14 protein-coding genes are annotated in these 22435 nt (G+C 67.3%); 8 read left to right on the top strand and 6 right to left on the bottom strand.

Annotated elements, in window-relative coordinates; genetic code table 11:
* Positions 1–108 precede the first annotated feature (108 nt).
* The 3 genes from ABD481_RS21825 to dnaN all read left to right on the top strand — a co-directional run bounded on the left by ABD481_RS21825 (position 109) and on the right by dnaN (position 7170).
* Positions 109–4332: an alpha/beta fold hydrolase gene (locus tag ABD481_RS21825; RefSeq protein ID WP_344667569.1), complete on the top strand. Its 4224-nt coding sequence runs from the start codon at positions 109–111 to the stop codon at positions 4330–4332.
* Positions 4333–4436: 104 nt separating this feature from the next.
* Entirely contained in the window at positions 4437–5549 is a 1113-nt protein-coding gene (locus ABD481_RS21830) for a hypothetical protein (protein ID WP_344667570.1), read from the top strand.
* 118 nt (positions 5550–5667) lie between these two features.
* Positions 5668–7170 carry a DNA polymerase III subunit beta gene (gene dnaN / locus ABD481_RS21835; protein WP_344667571.1) on the top strand — a complete coding sequence of 501 codons (1503 nt, stop codon included), beginning with the start codon at positions 5668–5670 and terminating at the stop codon, positions 7168–7170.
* Positions 7171–7379: 209 nt separating this feature from the next.
* Here the strand turns inward: dnaN and ABD481_RS21840 are convergent, their stop codons facing one another.
* The gene (locus tag ABD481_RS21840; protein ID WP_344667572.1) at positions 7380–7538 is read right to left on the bottom strand and encodes a hypothetical protein; all 159 of its coding nucleotides are present in this window, start codon (positions 7536–7538) and stop codon (positions 7380–7382) included.
* Between ABD481_RS21840 and ABD481_RS21845 the strand changes: the two genes are divergently transcribed.
* From ABD481_RS21845 to ABD481_RS21855, 3 genes are all read left to right on the top strand, one after another.
* Positions 7537–8049 carry a hypothetical protein gene (locus ABD481_RS21845; protein ID WP_344667573.1) on the top strand — a complete coding sequence of 171 codons (513 nt, stop codon included), beginning with the start codon at positions 7537–7539 and terminating at the stop codon, positions 8047–8049. The two genes, ABD481_RS21840 and ABD481_RS21845, sit on opposite strands and share 2 nt — an antisense overlap.
* Positions 8046–8636 carry a DUF6529 family protein gene (locus ABD481_RS21850; protein ID WP_344667574.1) on the top strand — a complete coding sequence of 197 codons (591 nt, stop codon included), beginning with the start codon at positions 8046–8048 and terminating at the stop codon, positions 8634–8636. The genes ABD481_RS21845 and ABD481_RS21850 overlap by 4 nt, the downstream gene beginning before the upstream one ends.
* Before the next feature lie 200 nt (positions 8637–8836).
* Positions 8837–9097 (top strand): Rieske (2Fe-2S) protein, encoded by a 261-nt coding sequence (locus tag ABD481_RS21855; RefSeq protein WP_344667575.1) that lies wholly within the window; start codon positions 8837–8839, stop codon positions 9095–9097.
* Between the two features lie 18 nt (positions 9098–9115).
* On the opposite strand, the gene ABD481_RS21860 is transcribed toward ABD481_RS21855, so the two are convergent.
* Positions 9116–9796, bottom strand: coding sequence for a response regulator (locus ABD481_RS21860; protein WP_344667576.1), 681 nt, complete (start codon positions 9794–9796; stop codon positions 9116–9118).
* A 10-nt stretch (positions 9797–9806) separates the two neighbouring features.
* Positions 9807–10991: a sensor histidine kinase gene (locus ABD481_RS21865; RefSeq protein WP_344667577.1), complete on the bottom strand. Its 1185-nt coding sequence runs from the start codon at positions 10989–10991 to the stop codon at positions 9807–9809.
* Positions 10992–11265: 274 nt separating this feature from the next.
* On the opposite strand from ABD481_RS21865, the gene ABD481_RS21870 reads away from it, so the two are divergent.
* Together ABD481_RS21870 and ABD481_RS21875 are read left to right on the top strand one after the other, a co-directional pair.
* The gene (locus ABD481_RS21870; protein ID WP_344667578.1) at positions 11266–13362 is read left to right on the top strand and encodes an MMPL family transporter; all 2097 of its coding nucleotides are present in this window, start codon (positions 11266–11268) and stop codon (positions 13360–13362) included.
* A gap of 28 nt (positions 13363–13390) precedes the next feature.
* Positions 13391–14122 carry a class I SAM-dependent methyltransferase gene (locus ABD481_RS21875; protein WP_344667579.1) on the top strand — a complete coding sequence of 244 codons (732 nt, stop codon included), beginning with the start codon at positions 13391–13393 and terminating at the stop codon, positions 14120–14122.
* A 151-nt stretch (positions 14123–14273) separates the two neighbouring features.
* Here ABD481_RS21875 and ABD481_RS21880 read toward each other — a convergent pair whose 3' ends face one another.
* The 3 genes from ABD481_RS21880 to ABD481_RS21890 are packed head-to-tail and all read right to left on the bottom strand — an operon-like array spanning position 14274 to position 22405.
* Positions 14274–14846, bottom strand: coding sequence for a GNAT family N-acetyltransferase (locus tag ABD481_RS21880; RefSeq protein ID WP_344667580.1), 573 nt, complete (start codon positions 14844–14846; stop codon positions 14274–14276).
* A gap of 27 nt (positions 14847–14873) precedes the next feature.
* Positions 14874–15203, bottom strand: a complete 330-nt coding sequence (locus tag ABD481_RS21885) for a hypothetical protein (RefSeq protein ID WP_344667581.1) — start codon at positions 15201–15203, stop codon at positions 14874–14876.
* Between the two features lie 11 nt (positions 15204–15214).
* Positions 15215–22405, bottom strand: coding sequence for an RHS repeat-associated core domain-containing protein (locus tag ABD481_RS21890; protein ID WP_344667582.1), 7191 nt, complete (start codon positions 22403–22405; stop codon positions 15215–15217).
* Between the last annotated feature and the right edge of the window lie 30 nt (positions 22406–22435).

The following is a 22435-nucleotide window of genomic DNA, read 5'->3' on the forward strand; positions in this document are numbered from 1 at the left end:
ATTCAATGATCGAGTACTTATGATCAAATCAGGGATCGATGGACCTCTCATCGGACTGCGCGCGTCGGTCATATGCTGCGTAGTGCGGATATCGGAGGGGTGGGACGGGTGCTGGGTGTCGTGTTCGTGCACGGGGTACGCGCCTCGGCAGGGATGTGGGACGCGTTCGCGACGCTGATGGCCGGGGACGCCGCCCTGGCCGGAGTGGTCGCGGAACCCGAGCCCCGCTTCGAGTACGCGACCGGGGTGTTCCGGTCGTCGTGGAAGGCACTGACGGTGATCCCGTCGATCTCGACCGCAGCGGACAGCCTGAAGGAATACCTCATCACCGAGGCCGGCGACTTCGAGCGCCTGGTCCTGGTGGGGCACTCGCAAGGCGGGCTGGTGATCCAGCGCTGCCTGGCGCGGATGCTGGCCGAAGGCCGCGGACTGGAGCTGGCCCGCATCCGACGCGTGGTGCTGCTCGCGACACCGAACACCGGCTCAGAGCTTTTCTTGAGCGCGCGACGAGCCCTGGTTCGCGGCAACCCGCAGGAGGAGGAGCTGCGGCCGTTCGACGAACTCGTCGCCGACACCGTGCGAAGCGTGCAACGGGACATCGTCCACGCGGCTGCCGAACCGACCGAGCGCTCATGCCGTATCCCGTTCTCGGTGTACGCCGGCGAGCAGGACAAGGTGGTCACACGGGCTTCGGCACAGGCCGCCTTCCCCGAGGCCGCCGTGCTGCCCGGCGATCACTCAAGGATCGCCAGTCCCGACTCGGCCCGCCATCGCACGTACACCACCGTCCGGCGCCTTCTCATCGCGGCCGCGAAAGAAGACGAACCACCTGCTCCGGCCAGATCCGAAGCATCTCAGCCGAGCGCCATCCCACACCCTCTCAAACCCCTCGATCCAGTAACCTCCCCATACCTGCGCCAAGTAGCACGCATCGCGCCACCCGTGCTGCTGGACCGGGACGCCGAACTGGCCGAACTGGCCGACTTCTGCACCAGCGAGCAGCCACACCCGTACGCATGGTGGCGGGCCGAGGCCTGGGCCGGTAAATCCGCTCTGCTTTCCAGCTTCGTCCTGGAGTCCTCGATCCAGCTCGCCGAAGCCGGGATACGAGTGGTGTCGTTCTTCATCACGGCCCGCCTCGCCGCGCAGGACACCCGCCAAGCGTTCACCACCTCGCTGTCCGAACAGCTGTGCTCCCTGCTGGGCGTCGACCTTCCCGGAACCGTCGACGAAGCGGCTACCGAAACCGTGCTCCTGGATCTGCTCGCTCAAGCCGCCAAGGCCTGCCAGGACAATGGCGGCCGCCTGATCCTGGTCGTGGACGGCCTGGACGAGGACCGCGGAACCACCACCGGCCCCGCCGCCCGCAGCATCGCCGCCCTGCTCCCGGGCCGACCGCCGGCCGGCCTGCGAGTCGTCGTGGCCGGGCGCCCCAACCCGCCGATCCCCGACGACGTCCCGGACTGGCACCCCCTCCGCGACCCGGCCATCGTCCGCGTTCTGGCCGACTCCCCGCACGCCCAGGACGTGCAACGGCTCAGCAAGTCCGAACTCAAGCGGCTGCTGACCGGAAACAGCCTGGAACAGCGCGTGCTGGGCCTGCTCACAGCAGCCCGAGGGGGCCTGTCAGGACCTGACCTGCGTGAGCTGACCGGCGGAGAATTGGCAGCCATCGAGGAGATTCTGCACACGGTGGCCGGACGCACGTTCACCAGCCGCCCCGCCGCGCGGCTCGACAGCGACGGACCGCAGGTCTACCTGCTGGGCCATGAAGAACTGCACAAAGCCGCTGAGCTCTACCTGGGCCACGCCGCGATGACTGGGTACTGCGATCTCATTCACGCCTGGGCGGACGGCTACCGCGAAGCCCGCGTAGGAACACCGCCATGGCCGGAGCAGACCCCTGACTACCTGATCACCGGCTACCCCCGGATGCTGGCGGCCATCGACGACGTCGAACGGATGACCACGCTGGCGCTGGACGCGAACCGGCACGATCGGATGCTCGACATGCTCGGCGGCGACGCAGCGGCGATGGCCGAGATCAAGGCGTGCCAGGACCGATTGTCGAAGCGTCAGGAACCCGACCTGGTCGCACTCGCGCACCTCGCATTCCACCGCGACCGACTCCGCCAGCGGAACTTCGGGCTCCCCTATGAGCTGGCCACGGTGTGGGCGCTGCTTGGCAGCTACGGTCGGGCCGAAGCACATGCCCGCACTATCTCTCATCCGAATGGACAGGCGCACTCCCTGCTCCGGGTGGCCGAGGTTCTCGCGAAGCACGGCCACGCCGAGCAAGTCCGCAGGATCGCGGCCGACGCGGAGACAATAGCCCGCACCATCGTCGATCCCGATCATCGGGCATGGGTACTGCTCGACGTGGCCGAGGTACTGACCAGTGCCGGCGAGGACGAGCAAGCCAATCGGCTCGCCGCCGAAGCCGAGCAAAGCGCCTACTCCATCGTCAATCCAGGCAGAAACGGCGAGACGCTGGCATATTTCGCCGATGTCGCTGCCTGTGCCGGCCGATACGAGCGGGCTGAAAGGATAGCTCGCAGCATCACCGACCCCTACGATCGCGCATATGCGCTCACCAGCGTGGCGGGAGTCCTGGCAACCGCTGGTCGGCCAGCGCACGCACGCAGGTTGGCGGAAGACGCCGAGGTCGTTGCTCGCACCATCACCGAACCGGGTCGACAGGCGTGGACCCTGGCGAAAATGGGCCGCACCCTCGCGACCCTCGCCGACTGGCAGGATGAGGCCAAGCGGCTGCTGACCGACGCAGATTTGTTGGCCGGCGCCACACTCGACCTGAACACCCGGGACTGGGCACTGAGCGAAGTCGCCAGAGCTTGGGCCGCCATGGGCGAATATGGGCGCGTCGAACGCATCGCCGGAGAGATCGTCGGGCCGTTCCCCCGAACCACCGCACTGCTCAACCTTGAAGGCCTTCTGGCAAGCACCGAGCAGCCTGAACGCTGCCGAGAGGCGGTCGCCGCGTTCGAACGAGAAGTTGATACGTACACGGCTTCGGATAAAGCGTGGGCGCTTCAACGACTCGCGGATAAACTGGCGGAGACGGGGCAAATAGAACTGGCTGAAGAGACTGCGATTCACATCACAGATTCGCGGCGTCAGGCTATGGCCTTCGCGTCGATTGCCCATACGCTCGCGAAGTCTGGTAACAGCGGAGGAGCTCTCGCTGTCGCCATCCTTTCCGAACAGGTCCATCGCGCCGCCGCCAACTTCGACGGCGCAGGGCAAGCCGTGGCCGTCATCGCAGGCGCCGTATCAATGGCCGGACACCGTGACGACGCAACAGATCTGTTTACCCGTGCTGAAGTAGTCGCACGCTTCGGCACCGATTCCGGACCTCAAGCCTTCTCCCTGGCCGTGGTGGCACGGGAAGCGGCGGCAGCCCAGAAGACTCTGTTCGCACGTCGGCTGGCCTCCGACGCCCGGAGCCATGCTTCCGCCAGGAACGTGGACGATCCCGTTTCCTCACTTGTGGCTGCTGCTCAGGCCCTGTTTGCTTGCGGACTGCGCGAAGACGCCTTCCGCACTGCAAGGTCCGCAGGCGCCGCGATCTCCGACGACCAAGCCCCTGTCGCGGTCGTAAGGGATCTGATTGCCGTCGCTCGAATGATGATAGAAGTCGGACTGCCACAAGAAGCACGCAAACTTCTCAGCAACGCTGAAACCAAAGCACACACCATCTCCGGCGAAGGCTACCGAGTGACGTCTCTGCTCGAAGTGGCCGAAACCCATGCCGAGGAACGAATCAGGATCATCCTGGACGCTGAAAAGATCGCTCTGACCATCACCGACACGCTCTCCAAGGCTGACGCCTTGGCCAACCTCGCCGTAGCGCTTGCCAGGGCCGGACGTCATGAACACGCGCTTCGCACCGTCGAAACGATAACGGTCCAGGATCTCAAAACACGAGCATTGTCTCGAATCGTCAGCGCGCTGGCCGAAACCGGTCATCACACGGCGGCCGAGGAGCTCGTCCCCACCATCACCGACCAGACCTACAATGCTGAGGCGTTGGCCGATCTCGCCGAGGCCAAAGCCAAGGCCGGACCGAGCGAGCACGCCCGTACTCTGGCAACCCGTGCCGAGAATCTCGTCCGCACCGCGCCCGATCCCGAACGCAAGGCGGCCGTCCTGATCAAGGTGGCGGCAGTACTCGGTCGCCCGCGCTCCCGCCAACTCCTCGCCGAAGCCTTCGTCCTGGGTTCCTGGTCCAACCCGTTGCGTCTGCTCGGAGAGCACTACCCGCTGGACGCGATCCAAGTCGCTCACGCTGTATACGAAGACGCATTAAGGTGAAGCCCCACATCACCCGACGGAACGCCGTCGTCCTGCTACTTTGACCCGCAGGCTGACTCCGCCAGACACCCGCCGGGTGTCCGTTCCCGAGAGTGGGCAGACCCATGCGCTTCAACGTCCCGCCGGGTTGGCCGGTCCCGCCCGACGGCTGGGTTCCGGATCCCGGCTGGCAGCCGGACCCGCAGTGGCCCCCGGCGCCTCCCGGTTGGCAGTTCTGGGTGGACGTGCCGATCGCGCCGCCGCTCGCGCCACCGCCGTTTCCGCTGTCACCGCCGCCGCCGGCGCCGCCGCCACCCACGTACAACCCGTACAACACGTACAACCCTCAAGGTTCGTACACCCCGCAGGGCAACGCCTACGCCCCGCCCCACGCCCCGAACGCCGGCTCCCGCCTGGACGAGCAACTGCTCAAGGTCGCCAAGTGGACCCGCCAGCGCGGCGGCAAGCACGAGGAGCTGCCGGCCGTCACGTTCTCCGGTCCCGATCCGGCTGCCAAGTGGTTCAGCCTCGCTTCCAAGGTCGCGAAGTTCGGGCCGGTGCACTCGGCGCTGAACTCCGCCCTGAACTCCGCGGTCCCCGGCGGCGACCAAGTGCTCGACCTGGTCAAGTCGCTCTACGCCATCGAGGACGAGCAGTCCCGTGTCCTGCACAGCATCGACACCAACGTCAAACTCCTGAAGGAGGGCCCTTATCGGGCCGGTCGCCTGCTGCTGAGCGAGGCGCACCGCCTCAGCAATCGCGACGACGAGAGCCAGCGGCTGCTGGAGTCGGCCAAGGACCGCTTCTACGACGCCCAGCCGCTCGCCTCCTCGGTCCAGGAACGCACCATGGTCGAGCTGCACCTGGCCCTGGTCTGGCTCGCGCTGGGCCGGACCGATGACGCCCGCTACTGGCTGGAGCAGGCCTACCAGTCCGCACGCGTCGTCATCGAGTCCCTGACCCAGCAGGCCGGCGACGTCAAGGTCCTGCGTTCCAAGTGGGCGACCACCGCGCTGAGCATCTACTACCCGGCCGGCCTGCTCGTGGTCCCGCTCAAGCTGAAGCGGCTGTTCAACGCCGACCGGGCCAGCAACGCCCTGACCGCGTTCCTGCCGGTCGTGAACTCGATCGCGAGCTGTCTCAACAGCCTGAATACGCAGCCTGTCGTGCCCGCCCTCCAGCTCACCACCAGCTTCGACGGCAGCCGCCTGCTCCAGGAGGTCGGACTCGGCGGCTAGTTCTCGCGCAGTCGGTGCGGACCCCTACGATGGCTCGACATCGGCGGCGGTGGACAACCTCATGGACAGCCTCGCGGCAACGCCGCCGACGGCACCGAACTCCATGGAGGGGCAGCACGTGAACCGTACGAAGGCCAAGGCCGCCGCGCCGATACCGGACCTGCACCTGGAGTGCGACCGAACGGCGTTGATGGCGGCACTGGTCGCGGCCACGTCCGCGCTGCCCACCCGGCCCACGGCCCCGGTCCTGGCCGGCGTGCGGCTGGACGCCGCCGACCGCGAGCTCATCGTCTCCAGCTTCGACTACGACGTCTCCACCCGGATCCGGATGGACGCGACCGTCGTCAGCGCCGGGACGGTGCTCATCGAGGGCAAGCGGCTGCTCGACCTGCTGAAGAAGTCACGAGGCGAGTCGGTCCGGATCTCCACCGGCGGCGCCAAGGCCGTCGTGGAGCCCGGCCCCTCCCGCTTCGAGCTCGGCACCCTCCCGCTGGCGAAGTACCCGACGCTGCCCGATCTGCCGAAGCCCGGCGGCACAGTGTTCGTACAACAGTTCCTGGGCGCGATCCGCAAGGTGCTGCTCGCCGTCGGCCAGGACAGCGCGATGCCGGCGCTGGCGGGCGTGCGGATCGAGCTCGGCCCGGACACCATGACGCTGGTCGCCACCGACCGCTACCGCCTCGCGGTCGCCGAGATCCCTTGGTTCCCCGACGATCCGGAGGCCGAGCACGCCCCGCTGCTGATCCCCGCGTCCATCCTCAAGACCATCGCGAACCGCTGGAAGGGCGCCACCGGCAGGGCGCGGATCGGCAACGGCAGCGCGGGCACCGGGGCCGACCGCGTCGTCGGATTCGCCCACGGCGCCGAGACGTGCACCGCCAAGCTCCTGCCGGGCGAATTCGTCGAGCATCGCGCACTGTTCGCCGCGGCCTATCCGCTCGGCATCGTCGTCGAGACCGCGCCGTTGAAGGCCGCCACCGAGCTGATCACCCTGATCGCCGACGCCGCCTCCCCGGTCGAGATGGCGTTCGCCCCGGGCGAGGTGGTCGTCTCGACCGGCGCCACCACGGCGGCCCACGGCTCGGAGTCCGTGCCTGCCCTCTACGACGGCCCGCCCTTCGCAGTGTCCTTCAATCCCGCGCACGTCCTCGACTGGCTGGGGACATGCGGACGCGGCTTCGTCCGCTTCGCCATAGCGCGGCCGTCGAAGCCGGTGGTGCTGACCGGCCACGACACCCCCACGGCCACCGACAACGACGGCGTCCGCTATCTCCTGATGCCGAAGCCCGCGCCCGGGCAGCCGGGCCAGTTCGACCCGCCGCTGCCGGACTATCTCAACCGCGCGCCGATGCTGCCGTGGCACGTCGCCGAATATGTCGCAGAGCTCGGTGATGGTTGTCGGCCTCGGGCTCGGCAGCAGGCCCGCACCACGAAGAAGGAAGTCGCCGCAGCGCTGGAACAGTTGGCCAATCCGCTCTATCCCGACGGCGTCGCCGACCGTGCCGGATCCGTGCTGCTGCGGAACCTCGTCGCCGAGGCCGACACGTTCGCCAGGTGGATGAAGGCTTCGGGCTCGGCCTGTGAACCCGGATGTGCCTACTGCGGCAGAAATCCTAAGTAATTCGCCCTACACGCGCTGAAGCGAGCCGAGCCTTAGTGAACACACCGCTGGGTAGGCACGTACCAGGGCGCGGGAGGGGGATTCGGGATGAGATTGATCAAAGGTCCATATTTGACCTTGCTTGGCGGGGCAATACTGGCAGCCGTCCTGCTGATATTGGACGTGCGCGCCACCCCGAGCCAGAATGTGGCGCAAAGCTTGGGCACCACTTACACGGCCAGCACAGCCTCGCCGTCCACGCCGTCGGCGGCGTCGACAGTGGTCGGCACGCCGACTGCAACACCCACGCCGACCAGTACGGAGACGCCGAGTACGCAGACCACGCAGACCACGGCACTCACACCGAGCGCGCCGAGCACGCCAGCCATGCCGACCGCCACATCACCGCCCAACGCGGCTGTCCATGACTACGCAGGCCGTGTCGACGGCGGCGGAGCATCGCTGGCGATCTCGATCTATGAAGGCAAGGCCATCGCCTACGTCTGCGGCGGCACCTTCGAGGTCTGGTTCACCGGCACGGCCAAGAACGGCCATCTCGCGCTGACCGGCCGATACGGCGCCACACTCACGGCAACATACGACGCCCAAGGCACCCACGGCCGCGTGGTCGGCTCGGGCCGGCACTGGACCTTCACCGCGCCTCCGGTCAAGGCGCCCTCGGGACTCTACCGCGCATACACGACATATCAGGGGGTGAAAGTGCAGGCCACGTGGATCGTCCTCCCGGACGGCAGCCAAACCGGCGCCGCGGACGCCGGCGGGGACACCGCCACCGCCGCTCCCGTCGGCCCGATCGACTTCCGCACCGGCACTGCGGTCCTGCCGAACGGACTTCCGGTCCAGCCGACCCGCATCGACGGCGCCCAGGGGCGATCATGAGCAGTGTGCCGGCTGAATCCGCGGCGGGGACGGCCGTGGCGGCGCCGGCTCCCAAGACGGCGCTCGCCCTGTTGATCCCGGCGCTGGCCGGATGCGCGGTGTCGTTGGGCATCGGCGTCTACGGCCACGTCCACAACCCGACCGGCATCGCGGTCAACGTCGCGGGCTTCTCCGGTCCGCTGGCCGCCAAGGCGTGGCTCACCACCATCGCCACGTTCCTGGCCGTCGTCCAGTTGCTCTCGGCGCTGGTCATGTACGGCAAGCTCACCGTTCCTGGCGGCACGCCGTCGTGGATCGGCGGGCTGCACCGCTGGAGCGGACGGCTCGCCTTCATCGCGGCGGTGCCCGTGGCGATGCAGTGTCTTTATGCACTCGGCTATCAGGACTACAGCACCAGAGTTCTGATCCACTCGCTGCTCGGCTGTCTGTTCTTCGGGGCGTTCACCATGAAGATGCTGGTGCTGCCACGCCGGAACGCGCCGTCGTGGGCCTTGCCGCTGCTGGGTGGACTGGTGTTCGCGGCGCTGATCGCGATCTGGTTCACGTCCTCGTACTGGTTCTTCACGAACTTCGGGATCAAGACATGACCTTGGACTCCGCCCTCCCCCGCCGCACTGTTCTTGGTGCGGTGGCCGCTGCCGGAACCGTGTGCGCGGGCTGCGCCACTTACGGCGCGAAAACCAGTCCGCCCGCGAGCCTGCACGATTCAGGCGGGTCTAACGGAGCAAGCGGCTCCAACGGATCGAACGGAGCCCCGGTCGCCGCGCCAGTGGCGGCGACGTCAGCTGTGCCGGTCGGCGGAGGCGCCATCCTCGCCGACCGGCAGATCGTCCTCTCCCAGCCCACAGCGGGCACTTTCAAGGCCTTCACCGCGGTCTGCACCCACCAAGGCTGCACGGTGTCGTCGATCGACAAGGGACTGATCAGCTGCCCCTGCCACGGCAGCCGGTTCCATCTGGCCGACGGCAGCGTCGCCAACGGCCCGGCCACGCAGCCGCTGGCCCCGGTGGCCATCAAGGTCGCGGACGGTCAGATCTCGTTGGCCTGAAGTCTGTTTTGGGGAGTCCTATCGAGCCCGTGGAGGACGCGCGAGCCCGGTCTGATACGCCAGCACCACCAGTTGCGCCCGGTCTCGCGCGTCGAGCTTCGTCATCGCGTGGTTGACGTGTGTCTTGACGGTGAGCGGGCTGAGCGTGAGCTGCCGGGCGATATCAGCGTTCGACATCCCATCGGCGACGAGTGCGGTCACCTCGCGCTCGCGATCGGTGAGGCCGGCGAGAAGGGGTGAGATGTGAACCGGCTCGCTGTCATGCAGTTTGAGGAATCTGGCGATGAGGCCTCGGGTGGCGGCGGGTGAGAGCAGCGCGTCACCACGGGCTACGGTCCGGATCGCCTCGATCAACGCGTCCGGCCGTGCGCCCTTGCCCAGGAAGCCGCTGGCGCCGGAGCGGAGCGCCTCGAAGACGTAGTCATCGACCTCGAATGTGGTGAGTATCAGGACCTTCACTCCGGCGAGACGGTCGTCGGCCGCGATCCTCCGGGTCGCGGCCAGACCGTCGAGTCCGGGCATCCGGATGTCCATCAGGACGACGTCGGCGCGTGCCTCGTGGGCCATGCGGACAGCGTCATGGCCGGTGGCCGCCTCGCCGACGACGGTCAGACCCGGTGCGCGGTCGATCATCAGCCGGAGGCCGGCGCGGACCAGGTCCTGGTCGTCGGCGAGGAGGACGCGGATCGGCTCGGTCATGAGCGCTCCATCATGAACGCTCGATGCTGCTTGTGCGCAACGGGAGTTCGGCGAAGACGCGGTAGCCGCCCTCGGGCCTAGGGCCCGCCGACAGCCTTCCGCCCAGGGCAGCAACCCGCTCGCGCATGCCCACGACGCCGTGTCCTCCAGGCATCTGCCGGGGGTGGTGGTCCGTCACCGGTCTTCCCTCGTCCTCTACTTCCAGGCTCAACGCTCCGGACGTGTAGTCCAGCCGGATCACGGCAGTATCGCAGGCTGCGTGTTTACGGGTGTTGGTCAGCGATTCCTGGATGACCCGATACGCGGTCAGCTCGACCGCCTCCGGCAGCGGTCTGGCCTCGCCGGTCACCTCGCGCGTGACGCGCAGGCCGGTGTCGGCGAAGGCGCCGATCAGCTCCTCAAGGCGGTCCAGGCCGGGCGTGGGCTCGGCCGGCTCGGTCGGCTCGGCGGAGCCGGGCTCGCGCAACAGGCCGACGGTCAGGCGCAACTCGTCGAGCGCTTCCTCGCCGGCCCGCTGGATGTGCGCGAGCGATTCGCGGGCCTGGACGAGGTCCTCGTCGTCGAGCAGGCAGGCCAGGGCGCCGGCCTGCACGTTGATCAGCGCGACGTGGTGGCCGACGGCGTCGTGCAGGTCTCGGGCGATGCGGAGCCGCTCCTCGGAGACCCTGCGGTTCGCCTCCTGCTCGCGGTCCTGTTCGGCGCGCCGGGCTCGTTTCTCGACTTCGGCGACGTAGCCGCGATGGCTGCGGGAGGCGCTGCCGGTCGTCACGGCCAGGGCCGCCCACAGGAGGATGACGAAGCCGGTGATGCCGGGCCGGGCGATGAGCGAGGCGCCGAGCAGCGTCGTTTTGACGGGGATGCCGACGGCGAGGGTCCGGGCCGGGCCGGAGGTCAGGGCGACTTGGTAGAGGACGTAGAAGACGGCCGGGAGGGTGAGCGGGTAGGCCATGCCGTCGACGATCAGCACCACCGTTCCGAGAACGGCGACGGCCACTTCCGCGAGCAGGAAGCGGCGGCGCGCCAGCAGCGCCGCGTACACGACGAAGGACACCAGCCAGCTCAGCGGCTGATGGGTGCTCAGGGCGTGCTGAATGTCGGTAGGGATCGTCACCACCGCGAACAGCACGACTGCTGTGACCGCCGAGAAAAGCAGCAACTCCTGGCGAGCCATCAGTTTGTTCCAGGTCGCCCACATGGCTGGACTGTAAGTACCAGCGCTCACCGGGCGCAAGCGATCTACGGCCAGCTACTGCCGACGCAGTAGGCGCGGGGCGTGGGCCACTGCGGACGGTGCGGTCGTCGTCCGCAGAACGCTGCGACAGGGCGACGACGCGGGGAGTCGGAGTGCGGACGATGTGGAGCCGAACCGAAAGGAACGGAGGACCATGTCGGCTCTGGCTCGTTGGTGCTATCAGCATCGCTTCGTCGTTATCGGCGGTTGGGTGTGCCTGCTTGTCGCGTTGGGAGTGATGTCGCAGGCAGTGAAGACCTCTTATGACAACTCGTTCACGTTAGGCGGTTCCGGTTCGGGGCACGCGCAGGAACTCTTGCAGCGGTCCGTTCCGGCTCAGGCCGGCGACAGCGATCAGATCGTGTGGCGGGTGAGTCCGGGCAGCGTCACGGATCCCGCCGTCAAAGCGAAGCTGTCGGCCGCTCTCGATCAGGTGGCGCGTCTGCCTGAGGTCGCCTCGGTCGCCAGCCCTTACCGGCCGGGTGGCGAAGTGCAGATCTCGCCGGACGGGCACACCGCGTACGCGGTCGTCGGGTTCACCAAGGCGGCGGACAACCTCGATCCGGCGAACGTCAAGCGGGTGATCGCGGTCGCGACCGCCGCTCGGGGGCCGGGATTGGACGTCGAGCTCGGCGGGCAGGCGGTCGCGCACGCGGAGGAGACGCCGCTATCCGCCGTGTCGGCGGTCGGCATCGTTGGTGCGGCGGTGATTCTGCTGCTCGCTTTCGGATCGCTGTTCGCGATGGCATTGCCGATCGCGACGGCGGTGGCTGGGGTCAGCAGTGGTCTGATGCTCATGGCGCCGCTCAGTCATCTGACATCGGTGACCGGCATCGCGCCCATGCTCGGGGCGCTGATCGGGCTGGGGGTCGGGGTCGACTACGCGCTGTTCATCGTGACCAGGCATCGGCGGGGGTTGCTTGCGGGGGTCGATCCGCGGGAGTCGGCGGTCGCCGCGCTGAACACGTCGGGCCGTGCGGTGCTGTTCGCGGGCGGGACGGTGGGTATCGCGCTGCTCGGCCTGCTGACGCTGGGGCAGGAGTTCCTTGACGGGCTGGCTTATGCGGCGGTGATCACGGTCGGGTGCACGGTGCTCGCGGCGATCACGTTGCTGCCCGCGTTGTTCGGGGTGATCGGGATGCGGGTGTTGAGCCGTCGGGAGCGGCGGCGGTTGGGTGAGAGTACTGACACTGCTTCCCCAACGCTCGGCTTGTGGGCGCGTTGGGCGCGCGTCGTGCCCCGATACCGGGCGGTGCTGGCTGCGGCGTCTGTCGCGGTGATGGTCGTTGTTTCGCTTCCGGTGCTGCATCTGCGCTTGGGTTTTGCCGACGCTTCGAGCGATCCCAAGTCTTCGACCAGTCATAAGGCGTACGTGATGCTCGCCGATGGGTTCGGGGCCGGGTTCAACGGGCCGTTGCTCGTGGTCGCGCAGACGCAATCCGCTGGTGACCGTGCCGCGTTGGACCGGCTCGATGGGGCGCTCGCCGCCGTCCCGGGGGTGGCGGCGGTGCAGGCCGGGTCGGATTCCGGTTCGGACGTTACTGTTACGCAGGTCCTTCCGGTCACGGCGCCGGAGACGCCGGCGACGTCCGAGCTCATCAAGCATCTGCGAAACGACGTCATACCGGCCTACACGCACGGCACGACGCTTCAGGTCTACGTCGGGGGCCTGACGGCGACGTTCGACGACTTCGCCGCGGCTACCAGCGCCAAGCTGCCGTGGCTGCTCGCCGCGATCGTGGGTGTCAGCTTCCTGCTGTTGCTTGTGGCGTTCCGCAGCCTGCTGATTCCAGCGATGACGGCCGTCGTCAACCTGCTCTCGGCCGCCGCGTCGTTCGGGGTGCTCACTGCCGTCTTCCAATGGGGCTGGGGCACTCACCTGATCGGGCTCGGCGCTCCCACCCCGGTCGAGGGCTATTTGCCGGGGCTGGTGCTGGCGATCCTGTTCGGTCTGTCGATGGACTATCAGGTGTTCCTGGTCAGCCGGATGGCCGAGGAGTGGTCGCACAGCCGCGACAACGCGCGGGCGGTGATCGTCGGCCAGACCGACACCGCGCGCGTCATCACGGCCGCCGCCGCGATCATGATCGCCGTCTTCCTCACGTTCGTGTTCTTCGGGCAGGTCAACATCGCCGAGTTCGGCATCGGCCTGGCGGCCGCCGTGGCGCTGGACGCCTTCATCCTGCGGACGGTGCTCGTGCCGGCGTTGATGCACCTGTGCGGCCGGGCCAACTGGTGGCTACCCGGATGGTTGGACCGCCGGCTGCCGCACCTGGCCGTCGAACCGTCGACGCCGGAGCAGGCCCTCCCCGCGCCCAGCTCCGCGCTCGTCTAGCACCACTACTTCACGAAGGGCGTTTCCCATGCCAGACAACGCAAGTCAGACTGCTGTTACCTCGCTCCGCCGACCCGACTACGGAATCGACGCACCGGGCGTCCCGGCCCTGTTCGGCGCCGCCGGCCTCGCCTGCTGCCTGATCGCCGCCAGACCCTGGCCCGGCCAGATCCCCCTCGCCGCCCTCGGCGCCCTGCTGCTGGCCAACGCCGGGATCTACCTGCACACCACGCTGCGCGGCAAGCTGCGCATCTGGGAGCGGGAGCTGGACCGGGTCGGACTGCGGGGCGACGAGCAGCTGCTGGACCTGGGCTGCGGGCGCGGCATGGTGCTGATCGAGGCGGCCCGGCGACTGCCGTCGGGCCAGGCCGTCGGCGCCGACCTGTGGACGAAGGACCAGAGCGGCAACAGCGCGGAGACCACGCTCGCCAACGCGGCCGCGGCGGGCGTCGCGGAGCGCGTGGCGGTCCACACGGCCAACATGACGGAGCTGCCCTTCGCCGACAACTCGTTCGACGTCGTGACGAGCGCGATGGCGATCCACAACATCCGCGTGCCGGAGGCGCGATATCGGGCGCTGGACGAAGCGATGCGCGTACTCCGGCCGGGCGGCCAGCTGCTCATCGCAGACCCCTGGCCCATGGCGCGGAAGTACGCGGCGTATTTGGGGCAGGGAACGCTGCGGCCGCTGGGGCCGGGGTACTGGTACGGGGGGCCGTGGCTGGGGGTGACGCTGCTGCGGGTTGTGAAGCAGGGGTGACGGGGATCGGGGTTTGAGTGGATGGTGGATGGTGGATGGTGGAGGTGCGGGAGGCGGCCGGCTTTGCCTGCCGCTCTCCGCGCTTTCATGCTCTCCGCGCTCTCAGCTCTCAGCTCTCAGCTCTCAGCTCTCAGCTCTCAGCTCTCAGCTCTCAGCTCTCAGCGAACTTCTTCACCAACACCTCGAACTCCAAAACCTCGGTCCGAGGCCGCCCGAACCGCTCGTCACCATAGGGAAACGGCTGCGTCACCCCAGTCCGCACATACCCGCGCCGCACATACCACGCGATCAAATCAGCCCGCTGCCGCAACACCATCATCTGCACAGCCGGCACCCCCAACTCCTCCCGCGCCACCCGCTCCGCCTCCGCTAGCACCACCTTCCCCACCCCACCGCCCTGCGCCCCAGGCCGCACAGCGAACATCCCGAAGTACGCATGCACCCCCCGATGCTGCAACTGACAACACGCAACAACCTCCCCACCCCGCTCCCCCACAATCATCCGACTCCCGACCCCGGAAACCGCCGCCTCAACATCCGCCACATCAGTCCGCTGCCCATCCAACAGATCCGCCTCCGTCGTCCACCCCGCCCGACTGGACTCCCCGCGATAAGCGGACTCCACCAACGCGACAAGCAACGGCACGTCCGCAAGCGTCGCCGTGCGGAACTTCAGTTCGGTGGCGCGGGCATCAAGATCGGTCACGGGGACAGTCTGCCGCATGGCGGCACACGACGCGGATGAAGCACTTCACCCAGGCGGAGCGGCCTCAAGGAACAGGCCGTAGACAAGACCTAGCAACGCCGCATACGCATGCTGGGCCCGCACGACCTCCAGATCTTTTCCCGAGGAGACCAAACCGATCTGGTCGATTCGCTCCATCAGCTCATCGATGAACGACAACACGTCAGACGGTGACGGCTTGAAGATGCCGCGCTCCACGAATCTGATGACCGTGGTGACGTACTCGTCGGCCTCGGCAAGGTCGGCATACGTCAGCTTCAAGTCCTGGGGCGTCCCCCCTGAGGGGAAGGGCGTACGGCGCCACAGCGTATAGGCATCCATAAATGTCAACGCCACTTCATCACCCGCTAGTTATCATCTTCAGCCGAGTACCAGAAGGAAACAACCGTCCCATCCGGTGCGAGGATGCCACCCTTGCCAGCGCGATCGACATATTTCACATTGTACGTACCATCGTCCTGGAGCAATCGCTTTGAATTCAACCCAACCTTTCCCTTGGGTTGCGCCAAAGCTTCCGCCCAAGCCTTTGAGTCCTGCAAGTACTGCTCAGGCGTCACACCGGCTCGCGCACCATGCCGCTCAGTATAATGCCATACGAAGCTGTCCTCAGGGTTGTCGAAGTTCCCGCGATTCCATACTGCGGCTACCCCGACAGGACACTTGTCGTTGTTGTGGACCAAAACCGGCGTGCCGCCCGCGACCACGTAGTACGTGTGCAAACCGTCGATGGTGAGGTCGTAAGTCACCATCGTCGAGGTGTAGTTGCGGACGCTGCGTACCGTGATGGTTTCGCTGGTGTCGGTTGTTTGGAGGCGGTCGCCGGGCTTGAGGTCGCTGGCGTTGACGAAGCGGCCGGCGGTCAGGTCGTAATAGGGGTGGTTCTGGGTGCCGGTGACGGTCTTGGGCCCTGTTGGGGTGTCGACTGTGAGGTCGGTGAAGTCGGTGTCAGTGGTCGTCTTGTGGATCTGATCGACACGGTGGTGTTCGTTCGCGCCGCCGGGTTCGGCGTTCTCGATCTCGTCGCCGACCGCGACGTTGTTGATGGGCTTGGTCGATCCGTCCGCCATCAGGACTTCGGTGCCGGGGGCGAATGAGTGGCCGCATGCTGTGATGACGTTGGCGCTGCTGCCTGCCGACTCGGCGCCGAGTTCCGGACAGGGGGCGCCGCCCGCGGTGCAGATGACGGCTCCCGCGATTGTCGCGGTCCCCTCCGGATCCGCCAGGAAGCGAGTCGTCACTGATGCCGCGAGGCCGTCGGTGGCCAACAGGGCTGTGACGCCTACGAGGTACTCCGCGCCGCCCACCCAGTTGGTGTTGTCCGTGGCGTTCGCAAGGGTCTGCGCGACGTCGCACTCATGTGACTCTGAAGCAAACAGGGACAGGTCCCTGCAGCCGTTCTTTTCCAGATACCAGACGGCGAACGCCGCATACCTGCTGTCCGGGCCGTGCGAATCGGGCCGGTAGCGGATGTCCGCTTCCTCAAGGGTCTCGTCGTCGGGGACGGGTCCGAGGGACGTGACGTCGATGACCCGGGTCTTGGGCTTCGACTTCGCCGCGGACGGCGGTGCGGTCGGCGAGTTCGGACCGGCGTCCGGCGGTCCCGGCGGCGGGTCGTTGGGGTGGACCGTGGCGCAGCTGATGTCGTCGCAGCCGCTGAACGTCATGCCGGGAGGTGCGCCCCAGGGGTCGAGACCGGTGGGGTCGCTGGCGCTGACGGGGTCGTTGCCGGCGTAGGTGTAGCCGCCGATGTTTTGCGGGTTCGTGGCCTGGAAGACCGGGTCGGCGGAGATGAAGCGGCCGGTGGTGGGGTCGTATTTACGGGCGCCGATGTCGACGAGTGCGGTCGAGGCGTCGGTGGTTTTGCCGAGGAAGGTGTGGTCGTCGACCCAGGCGGGTGTGGTGGTTTGGTTGACCGCTGTGCCGCGGGTGTCGCCGAACGGCTTGAGGTAGCGGCGGGCGATGATTTTGCCGGTGGCAGCGTTGACGGTGGTGCCGCCGGTGCCTTGGCTGTTGTTCACCTGGTAGGTGATGGCGCCGTTGCTGGCTTCGATGATGTCGGGGGCGCCGGGGTAGCTGTAGTAACGGTTGGCGGTGACGGTGTTCGCGCCGGCCAGGTGGATTTCGGTTCCGCCCAGGTACAGCGTGGTGCCCCCGGTGGTACCGCCAGTGTCGCGCCGGATGAGTTGGTTGCCGTTGGCGTCGTAGAGGTAGTCGGCGGTGGTGCCGTTGTTGTTGTCGACGTGCTTGAGGCGGTCTTCGGCGTCCCAGGTGAGTTGTTGGCCCAGGGCGGTGCCGTTGGGTCGCAGGGTGCTGTTGCCGGCGCCGTCGTAGGCGTAGTTGACAGTGCCAGTGGCGGCGCCGGACTTTGTGACCTGGGAGAGCAGGTGCGGGCCGCTGCCGGGGTTGGTGGCGCCGCCGGTGTTGACGGTGCCGGGTGCGGCGTAGCTGGAGGTGCGGGTGGTGTTGTTGGCGGTCACGCCCGCCGGGTCGTGGTCGGTGACGCTCGTCCGGTTGCCGCTTTGGGCGTCGGTGCCGTTGTAGGCGTAGGACTGCCAGTAGCGGGCCGGGCCGCCGATCTGTGTGCTGGAGCTGGCATCGGTCGGCGGGTTGTTGGTCCTCGACGACGCGCAGGAGCCCAGGGCGCCGGTGGCGGTGGTGGGGCTGTTCGGGTTGGTGGTCGCCGACGGCGACTGGTCACCGGAGTCCGTCCAGGCGTTGGTCAGACGGCTGGCGTAGTCGTAGGTGTAACACTGGATGTCCCGCTGCGCCGGACCGGGGTTGTAAGATCCTGACACCGACCAGTTCTGGAGGTCGGCGGTAGAGGTCAGACGGCCCGCGGCATCGTAGTCGTAGGAGACCTCATCGATGCTGTAGGTGTTCAGCTGCGTCGGGTTGACAGTGCTCTGACCGGCGGTGGTGTCGACAAACGTGTTGGTGACGCGGCCGGTGGCGGCGTCGAACAGGTTCTGCTGCACGATCTGGAACGGGTAGTCTCCCAACGTCCGGGACAGGATCTTGCCGTCCCGGTCGTAGATCGTGCTCACGAGGTAGTCAGCGTTGCCGCCGGTGAATAGCAGCAGCCCGAACCGGTTGTAGGAGTTGTAGATCGTCTCGGGGGCGATGCCCGCGTTTGGAACGGCCGGGGTGTCGTAGTACGAGAGCTGCCCGGTCATCGCGCTGTAGTAGTCATTGGTCTGATACGTCCCAGCCAGCGCCCCCTCACTGGCCGGAATGATGGTCTTGTTGCCCAGCGGCCGGTAGTCGGCGTCATAGCCGGTGACCTGCTGCTTGTAGACATTGCCACCGGAGTAGCGGGTCGAGGCGTCAGGCTGCCCCTTGTTCCCGGCCGGGTCGAACGCCCACCCGGCCAGCTGCGCCGCACCGTTGCCGGTCGCCTGCGCACCCGCGTTGCCCACCGCGGTCGGCGAGTGATCGGCCGTGGTGCCGCCGTCGTACTCACCGGTTCTGCGACCGAGCACGTCGTAGGTGTAGCCCAGGACATGGCCGCGGCCGTCCGCCGTGGCCAGGATCTGCCCCGTGTCGTCGGCGTAGCTGGTGCTCAGACCGGTGTCCGGGTCGCTCTTGGTCACCTGGTGCCCCAGCAGGTCCGACACCGTGGTGGTCCAGACGTTGTGCGTCGGGGTGGTGGCGTCGGTGACCGTGCTCGTCGTGCCCGAGGTGCCGTTCAGGTTGTAGGTCAGCCCGTAGGTGGTGACATCGGCGTCGTTGGCGTTGCCGGTCGGGCTCGGCGGGCTGTTCTTGTACGTCCACAGCGCCGTGGTACGGCCGCGCGCGTCGGTGAAGGTCGACGTCGCCGACACCGCACCGCCTCCGTTGCCGGCCGGGCCGACCGCGTCGGTGCGGTCCAGGCCCGGGTACGAGGTCGTCGCGACCATTCCGGCGATGGTGGAGCCGTTGTGCTTCTGGGTGACCGTGATCGGTCGGGACATGCCGTCGTAGGTGGTGACGGTCTGGGCCGGGAGGTTGTCGTTCCAGGAGGCCCACACTCCGGTCGGCGTCGTCGCGCCCTGGTCGAAGTAGGGCTGGTTGGTCTCCATGACCCGGCCGAGCGTGTCGTAGCGGGTGTTGACGATCATCCGGCCGTGCGACTCGTCCAACGCCGGCGACTGCGTCTGCACGACATCGGCGAATCCGTCGATGATGTCGAAGGTGGCGGCGTAGCTGCCGTCCTCCAGCAGCGTCTCCGTCTCGGCATAGCCGTTGGGCTGCGCCGGCTGCGACGTGGTCGCCAAATGCGGAGTGGTGCCGTTGAGCAAGTAGGTGAACCGGATGTTCGGCGAGGTCTTGTTCGACGCCCACGGCCGATCCGCCTTCCACACCCCCTTCAGACGCCCCATGCCGTCGAACATCTCAGTGGTCAGATGCCCGTTGGCATCGGTCGACGTCTCGGCGATGCCACGACCCTGATCCACCGTGGTCGTGTTGGGCCAACCCAGCGGGTTGGTCACCTTGTAGCTGGTCGGCAGCGCACCGCCGGTCGGGGTGTAGTCCGTGTGCGTGGTGTGCTGATCGGCGTCGGTCGTCGAGGTGATGCGACCGTAGGTGCCGTCGAACGTGGCCCCGGACACGGCCCAGGACTCGGTATAGGTGTTGGTGGCCGGATTGCTCAGCGTGATGCTCTTGGCGCTCTTGACCGTGGTCGGATCGCCCGCACTCGGCAACGTCCCGACGCTCGACGAGTTGTCATACAGCGTGACGGTGTCCGCGATCAGATTCGCGTTGGTCAGGGTCATGTTGTAGGTGCACGGCCCGAGCGTCTTCTCGTCTTCCCACTTGTACGCGGTGCGCTGAGTGTTCGAGGTCTGCAACGCATAGGCCGTGATGGAGCACAACTCCTGAACCGTGCCATCGCCCTTGTCATCGGCCATCAACAACCGGCCGTTGCCGCCCGGGGTGCTGGTCGCCGGGTTCGGCAGGGTGTTGTCGTAGTCGAAGTCGACCTCGCTGCGACGGGTCCCCGTGCTGACTTTCTGGTACGAGATCGTCTTGGCAGTGTGGGCGAAGTGCGCACGCTGCATCGGCAGACCCGAGCCACGATCGTGCGCGGCGGTCACCATGTTCCCCGGGTCGGGGCCGCCGGATGGCAGGTTCACCACATGGGCCGGACCCGAACTGGTGGGATCCACCGGAATGTTCACCGTGTCGGAGACCACCTGGTTGCTGGTGGCTGAGGCGTAGGTCTGGGTCTCCAGCACCTGGCCGGCCAGCGAGTTGTCGTCGCGCAGCCCGGGGACGCCGGGGGCGAAAACGTCACCGTGGCCGTCGACGACCCACACGTGCTTGTTGGCGTCCTGGAAGGGATAGGTGGCGTTGCCGTCCTGGTCCATGCCGCGGAAGTACGTCGTGACAGTCTTGGTGTTGCTGTTGTCCGGCTCGTTGCCCGCGACTGACTGCACCTGCGCATAGCCACGGAACTGGTCAAACGTCCGATACTGCGCGTCAGCCTGCTCGGAGTCGTTGGTGTGCCAGACCGGAGTGCCGAGATAGCTGTAGTTCACCTGCCGCATCGGCGCCAGCAGCGTGTCGTCGTACCGAGTCACCGAGGTCACGATGTACTTGTTGAACCAGTCCAACGTCGGAGTCGACGACGTGCTGCCAGGCAAACTCCAATACTCCGGATAACAGAGAGTTGAGTTCGCGGTGATCGTCGGCGCGGTGGAACCCGGGCACAGAGTGCTGGGATCGGCATACGAAACATCGGTCTCCGACCCGGAAGTGTCGGTGATCGCGTCCATCCGCAGCCGGTTGTAGTCCGAGGCGTTGTTGCTGGCGTTGAACGAATGCGTCGCGGCCCGGTTCGGCAAGAACTGGCCGTAGGTGTAGACCGTCGGATCATCGGCCTGAATGGTGGTGCCGTCCTGGTTCACCAGCCAGCCGCTGTGCTTGATGCCCGCCAGCCACAGCGTCGGTTGGTTGCCGGCGGTAGAGGGGTCGGGCACCGCGTTGAACTGGTGCATCAACGTGTACTTATCCACCGGACGGTAGGCCGAGCCGGTCCACACGTTGGTGGTCACCGAGTCCAGACGCTCGGTGTTGTAGAACGACGGCGAGAAGTCGGTGCACTTCGTGCCACCGGCCGTGCCGTCCTTGGTGCCGGCCGAGGTGCAGGACAAGTCCCAGGGCGTGTCCACGAACGACGGCGCGTTGGTGGCGTTGATGCCGGTCTGTGCGATGCCGCTCGACACGGGGACCGCGCCGGTCGGGCAGCGGCTGTCATGCCCGGCCTGGCTGACATCGCTGATACAGCGAGCCACCGGGTTGAACACCACCGTCGAAGCCGGGTGAATCGCGGTGTTGTAGTAGTCGTCGCTGCGCCAGCCGTAGTCGATCTGCCGCAGGAACCCTCCGGCCTGGTACTCGGTCGGGCTGTTGGCCGCGCCGCGCAGGTAGAAGTTCTCCTCGCGCGCGTAGGTGTAGCGAGTCAGGTTGTGATGCGGATCGACGACGAAGTCCAGGTTCCAACGCCACCCGGTACGGCAGTCGGTAGCCACCGCCGTCGTGGGATCCGCACACTTCGAACCCGCCGGACTGCCCGTGCCGAACACCGGGGCGCCCCACGCCGAGTAGGTCACCGGCTCGGTGGCACTGTTCGTACCGCCGTCAGCCTGCGGCAGCCGGTTCGCGCCGAAGTAGTACTCGGTGCCATCAGTCGTGGTCAGTTTCCAATACGCACCGCCATCACCGGCGTTGCCGTTGGTCGCGCCGGTCAGCTGCTCCACGCGTGTGCCGTCATCGCCCGCGATGCGCCACACGCCGGTGGCATCGTCACGGACCAGCTCACCGCTGTGGCCCGGCAGCGACAACGTCGCGTTCGGGATACCCCAGCATTCATCGGCCGAAGTGGTGAAACCGGCCTTGAAACAGGGCTTGTACGACTTCTCGATGTACCCCGGGTTGTAGTCCCAGCCGTCACCGACCCACGAACCCTGCGCGCTGGAGGCCGACGTCCGGCCGTCGACACTCGCCGAGTTGTACGACAGGGCGAGCGAGGGAGGCGTGCCGCCGAGCGAGGAGGGAGCCGTGAGCGGGTAGTTGTATGTGAACGAACCCTCGTTGCCGCCGCCGCTCCACGTGTCCGACGGCTTCAACGACGTGGCCGAGTAAGAACCGTTCATCCCGGACGGAGTCGAGCTGGCCGCCAGCACCAGCGGCGCCGCCGAGGCAGCGGCCGGGACGCTCACCGTCGCGACGAGCTTGTGATGCTGCCGGTCATTGGTGAACTGCACCGGAGTCTGCTTGCGGCACGCCGGATCGCTCGGCGTCGTCACCGAACACGCGGGCAACGCCACCAGCGTCAGACGGTCCGCGAAGTCGCCGCCGAACGCTGCGGCGAAGCCGGAGTAGTCCACCGCGATCGTCGCCGGCGCGGCGGTCGCGGTGGCGTCAGCGCGAACCGCGGTGACGATCATGCCCGCGACACCGGCCTGCTGCGCCGCGTCATGGCCTGCGACACCGACCGTGACCTTCGCCGCGGGCGTCGCTTGAGGCGAGGCGTTGGGCGCCTTCGCGGTACGCATTTCGTCCGTGGTATCGCTGGACGCTGCGAT

Origin of the sequence: Catenulispora yoronensis (assembly GCF_039531695.1) — a bacterium.
GTDB lineage: Bacteria > Actinomycetota > Actinomycetes > Streptomycetales > Catenulisporaceae > Catenulispora > Catenulispora yoronensis.

Coding starts and splice junctions, on each gene's coding strand:
- ABD481_RS21830 (WP_344667570.1), top strand. CDS start 4,437: ATGCGCTTCAACGTCCCGCCGGGTTGGCCGGTCCCGCCCGACGGCTGG.
- ABD481_RS21845 (WP_344667573.1), top strand. CDS start 7,537: ATGCCGACCGCCACATCACCGCCCAACGCGGCTGTCCATGACTACGCA.
- ABD481_RS21840 (WP_344667572.1), bottom strand. CDS start 7,538: ATGGCTGGCGTGCTCGGCGCGCTCGGTGTGAGTGCCGTGGTCTGCGTG.
- ABD481_RS21850 (WP_344667574.1), top strand. CDS start 8,046: ATGAGCAGTGTGCCGGCTGAATCCGCGGCGGGGACGGCCGTGGCGGCG.
- ABD481_RS21860 (WP_344667576.1), bottom strand. CDS start 9,796: ATGACCGAGCCGATCCGCGTCCTCCTCGCCGACGACCAGGACCTGGTC.
- ABD481_RS21865 (WP_344667577.1), bottom strand. CDS start 10,991: ATGTGGGCGACCTGGAACAAACTGATGGCTCGCCAGGAGTTGCTGCTT.
- ABD481_RS21870 (WP_344667578.1), top strand. CDS start 11,266: ATGTCGCAGGCAGTGAAGACCTCTTATGACAACTCGTTCACGTTAGGC.
- ABD481_RS21875 (WP_344667579.1), top strand. CDS start 13,391: ATGCCAGACAACGCAAGTCAGACTGCTGTTACCTCGCTCCGCCGACCC.
- ABD481_RS21880 (WP_344667580.1), bottom strand. CDS start 14,846: ATGCGGCAGACTGTCCCCGTGACCGATCTTGATGCCCGCGCCACCGAA.
- ABD481_RS21890 (WP_344667582.1), bottom strand. CDS start 22,405: ATGCGTACCGCGAAGGCGCCCAACGCCTCGCCTCAAGCGACGCCCGCG.